17 protein-coding genes are annotated in these 14,537 nt (G+C 60.3%); 6 read left to right on the plus strand and 11 right to left on the minus strand.

Annotated features, from left to right (window positions below; translation table 11 throughout):
* The first annotated feature begins 38 nt into the window (after window positions 1-38).
* Window positions 39-1,667, plus strand: a complete 1,629-nt coding sequence (locus tag BI292_RS00805; protein WP_101206588.1) for an inorganic phosphate transporter — start codon at window positions 39-41, stop codon at window positions 1,665-1,667.
* Between the two features lie 90 nt (window positions 1,668-1,757).
* On the opposite strand, the gene BI292_RS00810 is transcribed toward BI292_RS00805, so the two are convergent.
* On the minus strand, window positions 1,758-2,657 hold the full coding sequence (locus BI292_RS00810) for a LysR family transcriptional regulator (RefSeq protein ID WP_101206589.1): 900 nt from the start codon (window positions 2,655-2,657) through the stop codon (window positions 1,758-1,760).
* A 118-nt stretch (window positions 2,658-2,775) separates the two neighbouring features.
* On the opposite strand from BI292_RS00810, the gene BI292_RS00815 reads away from it, so the two are divergent.
* Window positions 2,776-3,534, plus strand: a complete 759-nt coding sequence (locus BI292_RS00815; protein WP_101206591.1) for an SDR family NAD(P)-dependent oxidoreductase — start codon at window positions 2,776-2,778, stop codon at window positions 3,532-3,534.
* A 102-nt stretch (window positions 3,535-3,636) separates the two neighbouring features.
* Here BI292_RS00815 and BI292_RS00820 read toward each other — a convergent pair whose 3' ends face one another.
* Window positions 3,637-4,074 carry a multidrug/biocide efflux PACE transporter gene (locus BI292_RS00820; RefSeq protein WP_101206592.1) on the minus strand — a complete coding sequence of 146 codons (438 nt, stop codon included), beginning with the start codon at window positions 4,072-4,074 and terminating at the stop codon, window positions 3,637-3,639.
* An 89-nt stretch (window positions 4,075-4,163) separates the two neighbouring features.
* Here BI292_RS00820 and BI292_RS00825 point away from each other — a divergent pair, with 89 nt between their 5' ends.
* The gene (locus BI292_RS00825) at window positions 4,164-5,018 is read left to right on the plus strand and encodes a LysR family transcriptional regulator (RefSeq protein ID WP_101206594.1); all 855 of its coding nucleotides are present in this window, start codon (window positions 4,164-4,166) and stop codon (window positions 5,016-5,018) included.
* Between the two features lie 40 nt (window positions 5,019-5,058).
* Here the strand turns inward: BI292_RS00825 and BI292_RS00830 are convergent, their stop codons facing one another.
* The 4 genes from BI292_RS00830 to BI292_RS00845 form a co-directional block, all read right to left on the minus strand.
* Complete coding sequence (locus BI292_RS00830) at window positions 5,059-6,294, minus strand: RNA polymerase sigma factor (RefSeq protein ID WP_101206595.1); 1,236 nt, start codon at window positions 6,292-6,294, stop codon at window positions 5,059-5,061.
* Complete coding sequence (locus BI292_RS00835; protein ID WP_092278957.1) at window positions 6,294-6,785, minus strand: SRPBCC family protein; 492 nt, start codon at window positions 6,783-6,785, stop codon at window positions 6,294-6,296. The genes BI292_RS00830 and BI292_RS00835 overlap by 1 nt, the downstream gene beginning before the upstream one ends.
* Window positions 6,786-6,865: 80 nt before the next feature.
* Window positions 6,866-7,210, minus strand: a complete 345-nt coding sequence (locus tag BI292_RS00840; protein WP_101206596.1) for a YciI family protein — start codon at window positions 7,208-7,210, stop codon at window positions 6,866-6,868.
* 93 nt (window positions 7,211-7,303) lie between these two features.
* Window positions 7,304-7,729, minus strand: a complete 426-nt coding sequence (locus BI292_RS00845; RefSeq protein WP_101206598.1) for a nuclear transport factor 2 family protein — start codon at window positions 7,727-7,729, stop codon at window positions 7,304-7,306.
* 141 nt (window positions 7,730-7,870) lie between these two features.
* On the opposite strand from BI292_RS00845, the gene BI292_RS00850 reads away from it, so the two are divergent.
* Both BI292_RS00850 and BI292_RS00855 read left to right on the plus strand, forming a co-directional pair.
* Window positions 7,871-8,356 carry an N-acetyltransferase gene (locus BI292_RS00850; protein ID WP_101206599.1) on the plus strand — a complete coding sequence of 162 codons (486 nt, stop codon included), beginning with the start codon at window positions 7,871-7,873 and terminating at the stop codon, window positions 8,354-8,356.
* Window positions 8,357-8,380: 24 nt separating this feature from the next.
* The gene (locus BI292_RS00855; protein ID WP_101206601.1) at window positions 8,381-8,986 is read left to right on the plus strand and encodes a pyridoxamine 5'-phosphate oxidase family protein; all 606 of its coding nucleotides are present in this window, start codon (window positions 8,381-8,383) and stop codon (window positions 8,984-8,986) included.
* Window positions 8,987-9,148: 162 nt separating this feature from the next.
* Here the strand turns inward: BI292_RS00855 and BI292_RS00860 are convergent, their stop codons facing one another.
* From BI292_RS00860 to BI292_RS00870, 3 genes are all read right to left on the minus strand, one after another.
* Window positions 9,149-9,637: a GNAT family N-acetyltransferase gene (locus BI292_RS00860; protein ID WP_101206602.1), complete on the minus strand. Its 489-nt coding sequence runs from the start codon at window positions 9,635-9,637 to the stop codon at window positions 9,149-9,151.
* Between the two features lie 88 nt (window positions 9,638-9,725).
* A complete protein-coding gene (locus BI292_RS00865; RefSeq protein ID WP_101206604.1) occupies window positions 9,726-10,211 on the minus strand; it encodes a GyrI-like domain-containing protein in 486 nt (161 codons plus the stop codon).
* Window positions 10,212-10,301: 90 nt separating this feature from the next.
* Window positions 10,302-10,964 carry a LysE family translocator gene (locus tag BI292_RS00870; protein WP_092278941.1) on the minus strand — a complete coding sequence of 221 codons (663 nt, stop codon included), beginning with the start codon at window positions 10,962-10,964 and terminating at the stop codon, window positions 10,302-10,304.
* Between the two features lie 139 nt (window positions 10,965-11,103).
* Here BI292_RS00870 and alaC point away from each other — a divergent pair, with 139 nt between their 5' ends.
* Window positions 11,104-12,321 carry an alanine transaminase gene (gene alaC / locus BI292_RS00875; protein ID WP_092278939.1) on the plus strand — a complete coding sequence of 406 codons (1,218 nt, stop codon included), beginning with the start codon at window positions 11,104-11,106 and terminating at the stop codon, window positions 12,319-12,321.
* Between the two features lie 130 nt (window positions 12,322-12,451).
* On the opposite strand, the gene BI292_RS00880 is transcribed toward alaC, so the two are convergent.
* Both BI292_RS00880 and BI292_RS00885 read right to left on the minus strand, forming a co-directional pair.
* Complete coding sequence (locus BI292_RS00880; protein WP_101206605.1) at window positions 12,452-13,804, minus strand: GntP family permease; 1,353 nt, start codon at window positions 13,802-13,804, stop codon at window positions 12,452-12,454.
* Between the two features lie 82 nt (window positions 13,805-13,886).
* Window positions 13,887-14,420 (minus strand): gluconokinase, encoded by a 534-nt coding sequence (locus BI292_RS00885; RefSeq protein WP_092278935.1) that lies wholly within the window; start codon window positions 14,418-14,420, stop codon window positions 13,887-13,889.
* Window positions 14,421-14,537 lie beyond the last annotated feature (117 nt).

Here is a 14,537-nt window from a genome sequence, read left to right on the forward strand (position 1 = left end):
TCATGGGCGACATCCTTCCCTCCTCAGGATTGTCCGTGATGGCTACTCCTTCCTTCACCGCCGCACCGGCGCCCGCCAGCAAAGTCCCCGCCAGCCCTGCCAGAGCTCAACTGGATAAAAAACCCAGTCTCTTGACCTGGGTGATTTTCTTCGGCGTGCTGGCCAGCGGATTGCTGTTTACCGCTTACAGCCTGATGCACGACATGCACGAACTCGGCACCGTGGTGACCACCTGGACCCCGTTTCTGCTGCTCGGCGTGGCGCTGCTGATTGCGCTGGGTTTTGAGTTCGTCAACGGTTTCCACGACACCGCCAACGCCGTCGCCACGGTGATTTACACCAACTCGCTGCCGCCGAATTTCGCCGTGGCGTGGTCGGGGTTTTTCAACTTTCTCGGCGTGCTGCTTTCCAGCGGCGCGGTGGCGTTCGGCATCATCGCGTTGCTGCCGGTCGAGCTGATTCTGCAAGTCGGTTCCTCCGCCGGTTTTGCGATGATCTTCGCCCTGCTGATCGCCGCGATCCTGTGGAACCTCGGCACCTGGTGGCTGGGTTTGCCGGCCTCGTCGTCGCACACGTTGATCGGTTCGATCATCGGTGTCGGCGTCGCCAATGCGCTGATGCACGGGCGCGACGGCACCAGCGGCGTCGATTGGGCGCAGGCCACGAAAATCGGTTATGCGCTGCTGCTGTCGCCGCTGGTCGGCTTCGGTTTTGCGGCGTTGTTGCTGCTGGCGTTGCGCGCCTTCGTCAAGAACCGTGCGTTGTACAAGGCGCCCGAAGGGGATGCGCCGCCACCGTGGTGGATTCGCGGTTTGCTGATCCTGACCTGCACTGGCGTGTCATTCGCCCACGGTTCCAACGATGGCCAGAAAGGCATGGGCCTGATCATGTTGATTCTGGTCGGCACGCTGCCGATGGCTTACGCGCTGAACCGCGCCATGCCGGCGGATCAGGCGTTGCAGTTTGCGGCAGTCGCCGAAGTGACCCAGCAAGCCTTGGTCAAGCATTCGCCGCTGCCGGCGCCGGCCGATCCGCGCGCGATTCTTTCCGATTACGTGCGCAGCAAAGAAGCGGCGCCGCAACTGATCCCCGCCCTCGCCGCCCTGACCGGCAGCATCGGCGCCGAGGTCAAGGGTTACGGTTCGCTGTCGAACGTTCCGGCGCAAGCGGTGGGCAACGTGCGCAACGACATGTACCTGACCAGCGAAACCATTCGCTTGATGGACAAAAACAAAGTCGGCAACTTCGACGCTGACACTCGCGACAAATTGCAGTTGTTCAAGCAACAGATCGACAACTCGACGCGGTTTATTCCGTTGTGGGTGAAGATCGCCGTGGCCATCGCGCTGGGCCTCGGCACCATGGTCGGCTGGAAACGCATCGTGGTGACGGTCGGCGAAAAAATCGGCAAGACGCATCTGACCTATGCCCAGGGCGCCTCGGCGGAAACCGTGGCGATGTTGACCATTGGCGCGGCGGATATGTTTGGTTTGCCGGTGTCGACCACGCACGTGTTGTCCTCGGGCGTGGCCGGCACCATGGTCGCCAATGGCGGCGGTTTGCAGATGAAGACCATCCGCAATCTGCTGATGGCGTGGGTGCTGACCTTGCCGGCGGCGATCCTGCTGTCGGGCAGTTTGTATTGGTTGTTCACCCAACTCTTCTAACCCCTTACCCTCCGCGCCCGTGTAGGAGCAAAGCTTGCTCGCGATGCCAATTTCAAAACCGCCATCGCCGGCAAGCCCTGCTCCCACAAATCAGTGGGTTTGCTGAATGATCACTTGCGTCAGCCAATCCATGAACACCCGCACGCGCAAGGGCAAATGCCGTTGCCGCGCGTACAGCAGCGAAACTTCCATCGACGGCGCTTTGAATTGCGGCAACACCGCCACCAGCTCGCCGCTTTGAATGAAAGGCTGCATGCCGACGCGCGGTGCCTGAATCAGACCAAACCCGCCCAGACACGCCGATTCATAGCCGTCAGTGCTGTTCACCGTGACGCTGCCGGCCATCGCCACCCGATGGACCTTGCCCTGCGCCTCGTACAAAAAACCTTCCGAACGCGAACCCAACGCCCCGACGTAATGCACCAATCGATGCTGCGCCAGGTCTTCAATACTCTGCGGCACGCCGTAACGTTGCAGGTACGCCGGGCTGGCGCAGTTGAACAGGTCAAAGTCACACACGTGGCGCGCGACCACCGACTGATCCGGCTGCGCGCCGACGCGCACCACGCAATCAAACCCTTCGCTGAGCAAATCGACGCGGCGGTCGGTGCTGCTGATTTCCAGTTCCAGATGCGGATGCCGCGCCATAAATTCCGGCAGGCGCGGCATCACGTAACGCCGCGCCATGATGCTCGGCATGTCGAAACGAATTCGCCCGGCCAGCGACGCCTCGTCCTGCCGGAACAGCCCTTCGATTTCATCCATGTGCGACAGCAGATCCTTGCTGCGCTCGTATAACGCCAAGCCGTCCTGCGTCGCCTGCACCTTGCGTGTGGTGCGTTGCAACAGGCGTGTGCCGAGCAGTTTTTCCAGCGATTGCACGTGTTCGGAGACGGTGGATCGCGGCAGGCCCAAGCTCTCGCCCGCGAGGGTAAAACTCGACATTTCGCTGACGCGAACGAAAGTGCGCAGCAATTCCAGTTTGTTCATAAGTTGACCTAGATTGTTCGGATTGCCCGACCAGTGATTCCGGTTTCGCTCTGTTCATCACCCCGCGCCGGATAAATACACTTCCTCCCATCGGTCCCCCACTGTTTGAGGAAATCTCATGAATCGCAAAATCGCATTGATCACCGGCGCCAGCCGCGGCTTGGGCAAGAGCACCGCGTTGAATCTGGTCGCGCAAGGCATCGACATCATCGGTACTTACAACAGTCGCGCTGACGAGGCGCAAGCTCTGGTGGCGGAGATCGAAAGCCTCGGTGGCCGCGCCGCGATGCTGCAACTCGATGTCGGCAAAAGTGAGGGTTTCGACGCATTCGCCAGCGCCGTCAGCGAGGTGCTGAACAGCCATTTTGCTCAAGCGCATTTTGATTTTCTGGTGAACAACGCCGGGGTCGGCGTACACGCAAACTTCGTCGACACCACGCTCGAGCAGTTTGATCTGCTGATGAATATCCATTTGAAAGGGCCGTTTTTCCTCACGCAGAAATTGTTGCCGCTGATGAATGACGGCGGGCGCATCGTCAATATCTCCAGCGGTCTGGCGCGCTTCAGCCTGCCGGGTTACGGCACTTATGCGGCGATGAAAGGCGCGATGGAAGTGCTGACGCGGTATCAGGCCAAGGAGCTCGGCGAGCGCGGGATTTCGGTGAATATTCTGGCGCCGGGGGCGATTGAAACTGATTTTGGTGGCGGCGCGGTGCGCGATATTTCGGCGGTCAATCAGATGGTCGCGAGCAACACCGCGCTGGGCCGTGCCGGTCAACCGGATGACATCGGCGCCGCGATTGCGCTGCTGCTGTCGCCGGGCGCCCAGTGGATCAACGGCCAGCGCATCGAAGCCTCGGGCGGCATGTTCCTCTAACTGAACCATCAATCCATGTAGCAGCTGCCGAGCCCCGCGAGGCTGCGTCCGACTTGTCATCGAACGCAACCTCGCGGGGCTCGGCAGCTGCTACAAAAGCATTCAGTTTTGGCAGGTATCGCGCAGCAGCAAACGCTCGCGCAGTACGTCGTAACCCCAGTGGTAAACGTAGGTGTACGGCAAAAAGAACAGCAGCACGCCGATGTCGAGCAAGAACGCCTGCCACAGGCTGATGCTCAGCCACCAGGCAATCAACGGCACGCCCATTACGATCAAACCGCCCTCGAACAACAGCGCGTGGACCACACGAACCCACGCGTTACGCACGATCGCGTAGCGCTTGAGCAAACGGTCGAACACGCCGTTGAACAGCACGTTCCACGCCAATGCCAGTGCAGCGATAGCGACGGTGGCGACGCCCATTTCCAGCATCGGTTTGTCCATCACCCAGGCCAGCAGCGGGGTGCAGATCAACACGGCCAGCAGTTCAAAACCGATGGCCTGGAAAACTCGTTCAGTAATGGATTTGTTGGCGTTCATGGCCAGACTCCCTGAGTGACTGAGGTTGCGATCATCCGCGAGCACACCGATACTTCAAAACCAATAACCATCGACCAGGGCGATAGTTCATGGCCTCTCACGAAGTATTGTTGGCGTTTGTGCAAGCGGCGACGCAGGGTTCGTTTTCGGCGGCGGCGCGCAAACTCGGGCGCAGTCAGTCGACTATCAGTGCGGCGATTGCCAGCCTGGAAATCGATCTCAACCTGACGCTGTTCGACCGCAGCAGCCGCAAGCCCAGCCTGACCCCGGCCGGCCACGTGATGTTGCAACGCGCCGAAGAAATCCTCGCCGCCAGCAGTCGTCTGCAATTGACCGCCAGCCAGCTATCACAAGGGGTCGAGGCGAAGCTGACCGTGGCGATTTCCGACACTTACCAGTCGAACCGTTTCGAAGCGGCGCTCAGCGTGTTCGAGCAGCGTTATCCGGAACTGGAACTTGAATGCCTGATCGCCGAATGCGATGACCTCGTGGCGCTGGTGCAACGCGGTCGAGCGCATGTGGCGTTTGCGGAAATGCAGGACAGCTATCCGCCGGATCTGGTCAGTTCAACGGTCGATGAACGCACGGAAATTGCCCTGTTTGTCGCGCAAACTCACCCATTGGCGGCGCTCAGCGGCATCGATCAAGACGTACTGCAGCAACATCGCGAGTTGCGGCTGGCGACCATCGTCAATCCATATGAAAGCCGGGCAAAGGGCCGGGTTTGGTCGGCGCCGAGTTATCTGATGCTGCTGGAAATGGCTCAGGGCGGATTTGGCTGGGCGCCGCTGCCGCGCTGGCTGGTCGGGCGTTTCGGTGCCGGGTCGCTGGTGGAATTGCAGGTGCGCGGCTGGCCGAAAGCGGTGTTTGTCGATGCGCTGTGGTCGCGGCTGCACCCACCGGGGCCGGCGGGCAGCTGGTTTTTGCGCAAGATGCTGGAATAGCGCCGCGCTCATTGCGGGCAAGCCTTGATGCCGATCGGGGCTACTGCAATTCTTGCAGGCGCCGCTCGATAAACCGCCGCTCTGGCGCTTGCCGGGTCAATTCCAGCGCTCGTCGATACGCCGACCGCGCCTCGTCCACCCTGCCCAACTGCCGACAAAACTGCGCCCGCGCCGAGTGCGCCAAGTGGTAATCGAGCAATTCGCCGCGCGCCAGAATCGCCGCCACCACCGTCAGTCCCGCCAACGGCCCGTCGCGCATGGCCAATGCCACCGCGCGGTTCAGTTCAATCACCGGTGACGGCTGCGCGCGCAGCAGCAAATCGTATAAACCGACAATCTGCGGCCAGTCGGTTTGCGCCGCCGTCGGCGCTTCGGCGTGCACCGCCGCAATCGCTGCTTGCAGGCAATAAGGGCCGAAGCGGCGCAGGGTCAACGCGCGTTCCACCAGCGCGCAGCCTTCGGCAATCAGCGTGGCGTCCCACAACGTACGGTCCTGCTCATCCAGCAAGATCAGCTCACCGTCCGCCGAGGTCCGCGCCGGGCGCCGCGACGCGTGCAACAGCATCAACCCGAGCAACCCCAACACTTCTGCTTCGGGCAACAATTCCACCAGTAATCGACCCAGGCGAATCGCTTCGCGGGTCAGATCTTCACGGGTCAGCTCGGCACCAATCGACGCCGAATAACCTTCGTTGAACACCAGATAAATCACCCGCAAAACGCTGTCGAGGCGCTCGGGCAACTCGGCCAGCGACGGCACTTGATACGGGATCTTCGCATCACGAATTTTCGCTTTCGCGCGCACGATGCGCTGGGCAATGGTCGCCGGCGCCGAGAGAAACGCGCGGGCGATTTCTTCGGTGGTCAGGTCGCAGACTTCGCGCAAGGTCAGCGGCACCTGGGCATCCGCCGCGAGGGCCGGGTGGCAACAAGTGAAGATCAGGCGCAAGCGATCGTCTTCCACGTCTTCGTCACTCCAGTCGGCCTGCTCCAGTTCTTCCAACTGGGCGATCAGCAGCGGCCGCGAGGCGTTGAACCGCGCACGTCGGCGCAACACGTCAATCGCCTTGAAGCGCCCCGTGGACACCAGCCACGTGCGTGGATTGGCCGGCACGCCGTCGGTTTGCCAACGCGCGACGGCGACGAAAAACGCTTCGTGCAGCGCCTCCTCGGCGAGGTCGAAATCGCCGAGCAAACGGATCAACGTCGCCAGAATGCGCCGCGAGTCTTCGCGATAAACCTGCTCGACCCGCGCTTTCACCGATTCGGCGGACATCAGTCCGGCATGCCTTCGGTCACCAGTGTCACCAGCCGATCAAGGCTTTGCCCCCAGCCGTCGTGGAAACCCATGGCCTCGTGGGCCTGGCGATCTTCTTCGCTCCAGTGCATGGCCCGGGCGGTATACAGGGTTTGGCCGCCCTGCTCTTCGAGCGTCACTTCGGCGCTCATGAACGGTTTGCCCGACGGAATCCAACCCGGCGCAAACGCGTCGGTAAAGACCAATCGCTCGGGCGCGACGATCTCCAGAAACACGCCCAGCGTCGGGTATTCGCTGCCGTCCGGCGCGCGCATCAAGGTGCGAAACTGGCCGCCGACCCACAGGTCCATTTCGCACTCCGGCGTGGTCATGCCGTGCGGGCCCCACCATTGCGCGAGCAACGCTGGCTCGGTCCAGGCGCGGAAGATTTTGCGGCGTGGCGCGTCGATCAAACGGCTGATCGACAATTGGAACGGCGCAGGCTGGTTTTTCAAGGACTGCGGGCTCATGGGATCTCCTGTTTTTTTGTGATTGTTGTCTTGAGATTGTGGTTTCGAGACTGCTTTTTTTATGTGCGCGTGGCGATTGCTCAGGGTTTCAACTGGCGCACCGGGCGCACTTCGACACAGCCGACGCGGGCCGCCGGGATATTGCCGGCGACCTGCAGCGCTTCGTTGAGGTCCTTGGCATCGATCAGGTAAAAACCGGCGAGCTGTTCTTTGGTTTCGGCAAACGGGCCGTCGGTGATCGACAATTTGCCGTTGCGCATGCGCACCGTGGTGGCGGTCTGCACCGACTCCAGCGCTTCAGCGGCGATCATCCGGCCACTGCCCTGAATCGACTCGGCGTAGGCCATGCACTCGGCGTCTTCAGGGCTTTCGGGCAACGAATGCAAGGTCTGCTCGTTGCTGTAAACCAGGCATAGGTATTTCATGTGGCTCTCCGTGATCGGCTGATCAACTATGGCTGCTGTGCGGCGAGTCGGCGGTTTTTCCGACGAGCAAGCCCGGATGAATCAGTCCGTCGCTCAGGGCTTGAGCTCGAACAACGCCGCGCCGCTGACCATGTCGAACGGTGCCGACCAGTGTTCGTGGACGATCTGCCACAGCCCCGCCTCTTGCCGGTAGCACTGGGTAACGCGCATCCAGCAGGCCTGGGTTTCGCCCTGTTCGTTGGTGCCGCCGCAGTGCGCCAGCCAATGGGCGAAGGCGATTTCCGGCGAGGGCACGATGTCGATCTCGTGGAATTCGAAGATGTGCGGGCCGGGGCACATTTCCATGCATTCCTGCCAATGCGCGCGGTACGCCGCTTTGCCCTTGAATTGCAGGGCCTTGACCGCGTCGAACGAGACGATGTCGTCGGCGTACAACGCCATGACTTTTTCCACGTCTTTAGCGACAACAGCCTGGCGATAGCTATCGATCAGATGATGGATCTGGCTGAGCGGATTCATGGTGTTTCTCCGTGGTTTTGGTTGGGAAGACACCTTTAGTCGTTCGGCATCACGGCCAATCGACAGTCGAAATAAAAATAATCCAGCCGCACAAACTCGCTAGAATCCGCCACTCATATCGGTTGGAAAAGGACACCTCCAGTGACAGTCGTACTCGTGCCATACGAGAGCCTGAACGCGTTGCAGCGCCAGCAGGTCGAGGCCATTGAAGTTCATCAGGAACAGATCAGATTCAGCGGCGACATCCACGGTGCCTTGCACACCTTACTGTCCAAACCCGGCCCCGGCGTCAAAGGTTTCGCGCTGCTGGCCGAGGACATTCCCGTCGCGTTCCTGCTGCTCAAACGCCCGCCGGTTTTGCCGGCCTGGGCCGACGAACACAGCGCCACGCTGCACGCTTTGCAGGTCGATCAACACGCTCAGGGCAAAGGTTACGGCAAGGCCTGCCTGGAAACCCTGCCCGAGGTTGCGCGCCAGGCATTTCCCGAAATCAAGGCGATTGAATTGTCGGTCGACGCCGACAATGACGCGGCAATTGCGCTGTATGCACGGTTCGGCTACGTCGACAGCGGCGAGGCGTATCGCGGCCGAATTGGCTATGAGCGGCGCATGAGTCTGGTGTTCTGATGCAGATGGGTTGAGGGGAAAATCATGGTGGATTCAATCGAAGCACTCGAAGCGATTTACGGCCAACCGCACGACCGTGCAGTGCGCAAGCAGATCGCGTTTCTGAACGAGGATTATCAGGCGATGGTCCGCGCCTCGCCGCTGATCATCATCAGCTCGGTCGGCCCGGAAGGCATGGACGGCTCGCCGCGCGGCGATGCGCCGGGGTTTGTGCGGATCATCGATGAGCGCACGCTGGCGATCCCGGATCGTCCGGGCAACAACCGCATCGACACGCTGCGCAACGTGGTGCTCGATCCGCGAGTGTCGCTGCTGTTCATCATTCCGGGGATTGGCGAAACATTGCGCGTCAACGGTACGGCAAAAATCAGCGCCGAACCGACGCTGCTGGAGAGTTTCGCGGTCAACGGCAAACCGGCGCGCACGGTGCTGCTGGTGACGGTGGACGCGGCGTATTTCCATTGTTCGAAAGCGATTGTGCGATCAGAGCTGTGGAACCCCGAACGCTTCCTCGACCGCTCGGCACTGCCGACGGCAGGCGCGTTTCACAAACGCTTGAATGACGGACAGTTCGACGCCGACACCTACGACCGCGAAGCCCCGGCGCGAGTGCGCGATAGCTTGTATTAAATCCCCAACAAGCTAAAACCCAGTGGCCCGGGGTTCCCGCACAACACCGGCCCCCTGTAGGAGCGAGGCTTGCCCGCGAAGGCGTAGTCACCGCCAACATTGATGTTGAAAGTGCCGGCCCAATCGCGAGCAAGCTCACTCCTACAGGGGGCTTCAAATCAATCAGAGTTCCAGCACCATTTCATGCCAGGCCATTCCGCCGTGGTCCGATGCCGAGGGCTTGATGTAGGCGAAGCCGAACCCGGCGTACAGCGCAATGTGCCGTTCCTTGCACATCAGGTGAATGTGGGTTTTGCCCAGCGCGCGCATGCGTTCGATGAATTCTGCTAGCAAGCTTTTGGCCAACCCCTGCCCCTGAAAATCCGGGTGCACCACCACTGACATGATCACCACGTGCGGGCCAGCCGGGTCGTGGCCGATCAGTTCCTTGAACGCTTCGTCCGACATCTCGACGTCAAATGCCGTACCGGAATTGACGAAACCGCCTACAACGCCGTCCACGTCAGCGACGATAAAACCCTCGGGCCAAGTGGCAATGCGCGTGGCAATTTTTTCGCGGGTGGCGGCTTCGTCGCCTTCGTAGGCAACGGTTTCGATGGTGTAGCAGCGGTCGAGGTCGGCGGGCGTGACGTTGCGGATTACGGTGTTCATGGCAACTCGGGATCAGCGTAGGAAAGATCGCAGATCATAAATTAAAACGCTGGAGAGGCGGACCGGCCGTCCGCACTCTCGCGCTGATTCAATCCTTGAGCGGCAACCAGATTTCCAGCACGCCAGTATTGAGCTTCGGGTTGAAATCTTCGCTGTAGCGTTCGAACTCCGGCGCATCCGCCGCTTGCCGGCCCGACTGCGGCAGCCAGGTTTTCCAGATGTATTGGAAGGTCGCGGGCAAGCTGTCCAGCGAACCCTTGTGCTCGAACACCGCGTATTGCTGCGGTTGCACTTCGACCCAGCGGTACTTTTCCGGCAGGTCATCAAGCTTGTCGATTTCGACGCCGGCAATGTATTCGAAACCACCCTGGCCGTCGGGATTGCAGCAGATGCCGTAGGTCACTTCGCTTTTTTGCCCGGGAATCTTGCCAATCTCTGGAACGAATTGTTCCCAGAGCTTGGGAATATCCTTCGAAGACTCCTGTGTGAAGCGCCCACCCAGCCCGGCGATGAGTAGAAAGTGCCCGTGCTCAAAGCGTGGTTCGGCGAGTTTGACCTGCGTTTGTTCATCCATGATTCAACTCCTTTGATGGAAAAGTGGGCGTTGTGAAGCTCAGCGGAAAAAGTATAGAACTCATGCCCGATTCCCCCAGCGATTGGCCGTTCAAATCCCCGGCATCTGCCCGACGGCAGCCTTGCCGATAAACTCGTTGTAACCCGATAGGATCACGTACACCGCGAAATAGCAGAAGATCGCTGCCGATGCCATGTACGAATAGCGCAGCAATTTATCGCCGAGCAACTTGCCGCCGTGGCTCGCGGCAAAGCACAGAGCCACGCACCAGAGCACCCCGGCGCTAAGGAATCCGCCAAGGAAAAGCGCAGAACTGACGGCACCGCCGCCGCCGGAGCGGGCGATCAGCGTACCGCCCACCGCGGCGAACCAGAGAATCGCGCTGGGCGAGGACATGGCGAGGAAGATCCCCCGAAAAAACTCACGTCGATGCGAGTTGTTTCCCACGTCTGCGGTCTGCGTCAACAGCGCTTCGTGGTGGATGGCCGAGTAGATCATCTTCGCCGCGAAGTACAGCAACAGCGCGGAACCGCCGATCCACAGCACCCAGCGCACGGTTTCGTATTGCAGCAAAACGGTCATGCCGGCGAGCGCCAGAACGGCATAGATCAGGTCACCGACACAGGTCCCCAAACCCAGCGCAAAGCCTTGAAAATAGCCGCGTTGCATGGCCAACGTGATCATGGCGATGTTGGCGACGCCGATATCCAGGCACAACGAAAGGCTCAACAAGAAGCCGCTGCTAAATTCCATCAACCCGTTTCCTTCGGACAATTTTGTTTACAAAGTGGCTGGACAGTTTGCCACATCCGCCCTTACATTCCGCCACAGGCCACCGCAGTGGCCAGCGTCGCTCGGACGGTTCCGGGCGCTCACGTTCTCCGAGGCAACAATGGCCAACCCAGGTTCGCCGCGCCGCTTTGCGCGCATAGATCGACTCCCCCCTTACGTTTTCAACATCACTGCCGAGCTGAAGATGGCCGCGCGTCGTCGCGGCGAAGACATCATCGACTTCAGCATGGGCAACCCCGACGGCCCGACCCCGCCGCACATCGTCGAAAAACTGGTGACCGTCGCCCAGCGCGAAGACACCCACGGTTACTCGACGTCGAAGGGAATTCCGCGGCTGCGCCGGGCGATTTCCAATTGGTACAAGAATCGTTACGAGGTCGACATCGACCCGGAAACCGAAGCCATTGTCACCATCGGTTCCAAGGAAGGCCTGGCGCATTTGATGCTGGCCACCCTCGACCAGGGCGACACCGTGCTGGTGCCGAACCCGAGCTACCCGATTCACATTTACGGCGCGGTGATTGCCGGCGCGCAGGTGCGTTCGGTGCCGCTGGTTCCGGGCGTGGATTTCTTCGCCGAACTGGAAAGCGCGATTCGTGGCTCGATCCCGAAACCGAAAATGATGATCCTCGGTTTCCCGTCGAACCCGACCGCGCAATGCGTGGAGTTGGATTTCTTCGAACGGGTGATCGCCCTCGCCAAGCAATACGACGTCTTGGTGGTGCACGATCTGGCGTACGCCGACATCGTCTACGACGGCTGGAAAGCCCCGTCGATCATGCAAGTGCCGGGCGCCAAGGACATTGCGGTGGAGTTTTTCACCTTGTCCAAGAGCTACAACATGGCCGGGTGGCGCATCGGTTTCATGGTCGGTAACGCGGAATTGGTCAACGCTTTGGCACGGATCAAGAGTTACCACGACTACGGCACGTTCACGCCGTTGCAGGTGGCGGCGATTGCTGCGCTTGAAGGTGATCAGCAGTGCGTCAAAGACATCGCCGAGCAGTATCGCCAGCGCCGTAACGTGCTGGTCAAAGGCCTGCATGAACTGGGCTGGATGGTCGAGAATCCGAAGGCTTCGATGTATGTCTGGGCGAAGATTCCTGAAGCGTACGCGCACCTGGGTTCGCTGGAATTTGCCAAGAAGATGCTCGCCGAGGCGAAGGTTTGTGTCTCGCCGGGCGTAGGATTTGGCGAGTATGGCGATGATCACGTGCGCTTCGCGCTGATCGAAAACCAGGACCGGATTCGTCAGGCCGTGCGCGGCATACGCGGGATGTTCCGCGCGGATGGGCTGGTCGCAAAAACCAACGGTTAACACATAACACTGTGGGAGCGAGCTTGCTCGCGATGAGGACCTGACATTCAGCGAAGAGGTTGAATGTCAGTCCGCCATCGCGAGCACGCTCGCTCCCACAGTTGTTTTGCGGTGTTGCTGCCTGTGTGGCTTAAACGAACATCGACAGCAGCAGGATGAAGCCAAGCGCCACCACGGACAGGATGGTTTCCATCGCAGTCCAGGTCTTGAAGGTTTCCACGACGGTCATGTTGAAGTACTGCTTCACCAGCCAGAAACCGGCGTCGTTGACGTGCGATAACACCAGCGAACCGGCACCGGTGGCCAGCACCAGCAGCTCACGGTTGACGCCCGGAATCATCCCCACCACCGGCACCACAATGCCCGCGCCAGTAATGGTCGCCACAGTCGCCGAACCGGTCGCAACACGAATCACCGCAGCCACCAGCCACGCCAACAGGATCGGCGAAATTTGCGCGTTCACGGCCATGTGGCCGATCACATCACCGACACCGCTTGTTACCAGCATCTGCTTGAAGCCACCACCGGCACCGATGATCAGAATGATCGCGGCGGTCGGCGCAAGGCTGGCGTCGAGCAATTTCAGAATCTTGTTCGAGCCCATGCCCTGACGGTAGCCAAAGGTGTACAGCGACAGCAGCAAGGCCAGCAACAGCGCCGAGATCGGGTGACCGATCATGTCCATCCAGGCACGGAAGAAGTGCCCTTCCGGCAGCGCCACGTCAGCAAAGGTCTTCAGCAACATCAGGAACACCGGCAACAACACGGTGATCAGGGTGATGCTGAAACTCGGCAACGTGGTCGCCTGCGGTTCGCGCGCCAGTTGATCAACCAGTTCCTGATTGGCGTGGCCCGGAATGTGTTTGGCGATGAACGTACCGAAAATCGGACCGGCAATAATCGCCGTCGGCAGCGCCACGATCAGACCGTACAGAATGGTTTTACCGATGTCGGCACCAAACACGCCGATGGCCAGCAGCGGGCCCGGGTGTGGCGGAACCAGACCGTGCACCGCCGACAGGCCGGCCAGCAGCGGGATACCGATCTTGATGATCGACACGCCGGTGCGCCGCGCAACGATGAACACCAGCGGGATCAACAGCACAAAGCCGATTTCGAAGAACAGCGGAATGCCGACCAGGAACGCCGCGAACATCATCGCCCACTGCACTTTGTCCTTGCCGAACACGCGAATCAGCGTTTGCGCAATCTGATCCGCACCGCCGGATTCGGCCATCATTTTGCCGAGCATGGTGCCCAGCGCGAGGATGATCCCGACAAACCCGAGCACACCACCGAAGCCGTCCTGGAACGCTTTGAGAATGGTGCCCACCGGCATGCCCGACGTCAGGCCGAGGAACAGCGCGGCGATGATCAGCGCGATAAACGGGTGAAATTTGAACTTGGTGATCAGGACAATAAGTCCGATTACCGTGACCACTGCATCGAGCAGCAGGAACGTCTCGTGGGACATGCCGAACATTAGGGGTGTCTCCTGATTGTTGTTGTTATTAAAGCGGGAAATTCGCCAGGCGCGATGACAGCGCTATCTCTTCGAAGAAAACTCATACCGCACGTTTCAAACCGTGTTGCAGCCACCAGACGTGAGCCTGGCCAGCCAGTTGCTCGACGCTGTGGTTGGAGGCGTCCAGTGCCAGGGTCAGCGGCTCGCCGACCGGCGATTCAAGCGTGGCGAACTGGCTGTCGATCAAGGTCGATGGCATGAAGTGGCCGGGACGGTGGGACACACGTTCGGCGGCGACTTCCGGCGTCAGCTCAAGGAATACGAAACCCAGGCCCGGCAAGGCACTGCGCAACACTTCGCGATAACTGTGTTTGAGCGCCGAGCACGTCAGCACGGGGTGTTTGCCCTCGGCGTCGACGCGGCGCAGTTCGACGCACAGGCTTTGCAGCCAGCCGGCACGGTCGTCGTCGTTCAGGGGAATGCCCGCGCTCATCTTTTCGATATTGGCGGCAGGGTGAAAAGTGTCGCCTTCAATGGCAGTCGCGCCGCTGAGCTGGCACAAGGCCTCGCTGACGCAGGTCTTGCCGCAACCGGCAACGCCCATGATGACCAGGGCGGTGATGGGATGATTCATGAAACACCTCAGCGCGCAGACAGCGCTACCTTTGCCAGTTATGACACTAGACCAAAAGCAGAAGTTGCCGACGCCTTCTTGTCATTTTTGTGGGTTGCAGCATGTTCGTTCGCGACG

The organism is Pseudomonas sp. 43NM1, from assembly GCF_002836905.1.
In the GTDB taxonomy this organism is placed as follows: domain Bacteria; phylum Pseudomonadota; class Gammaproteobacteria; order Pseudomonadales; family Pseudomonadaceae; genus Aquipseudomonas; species Aquipseudomonas prosekii.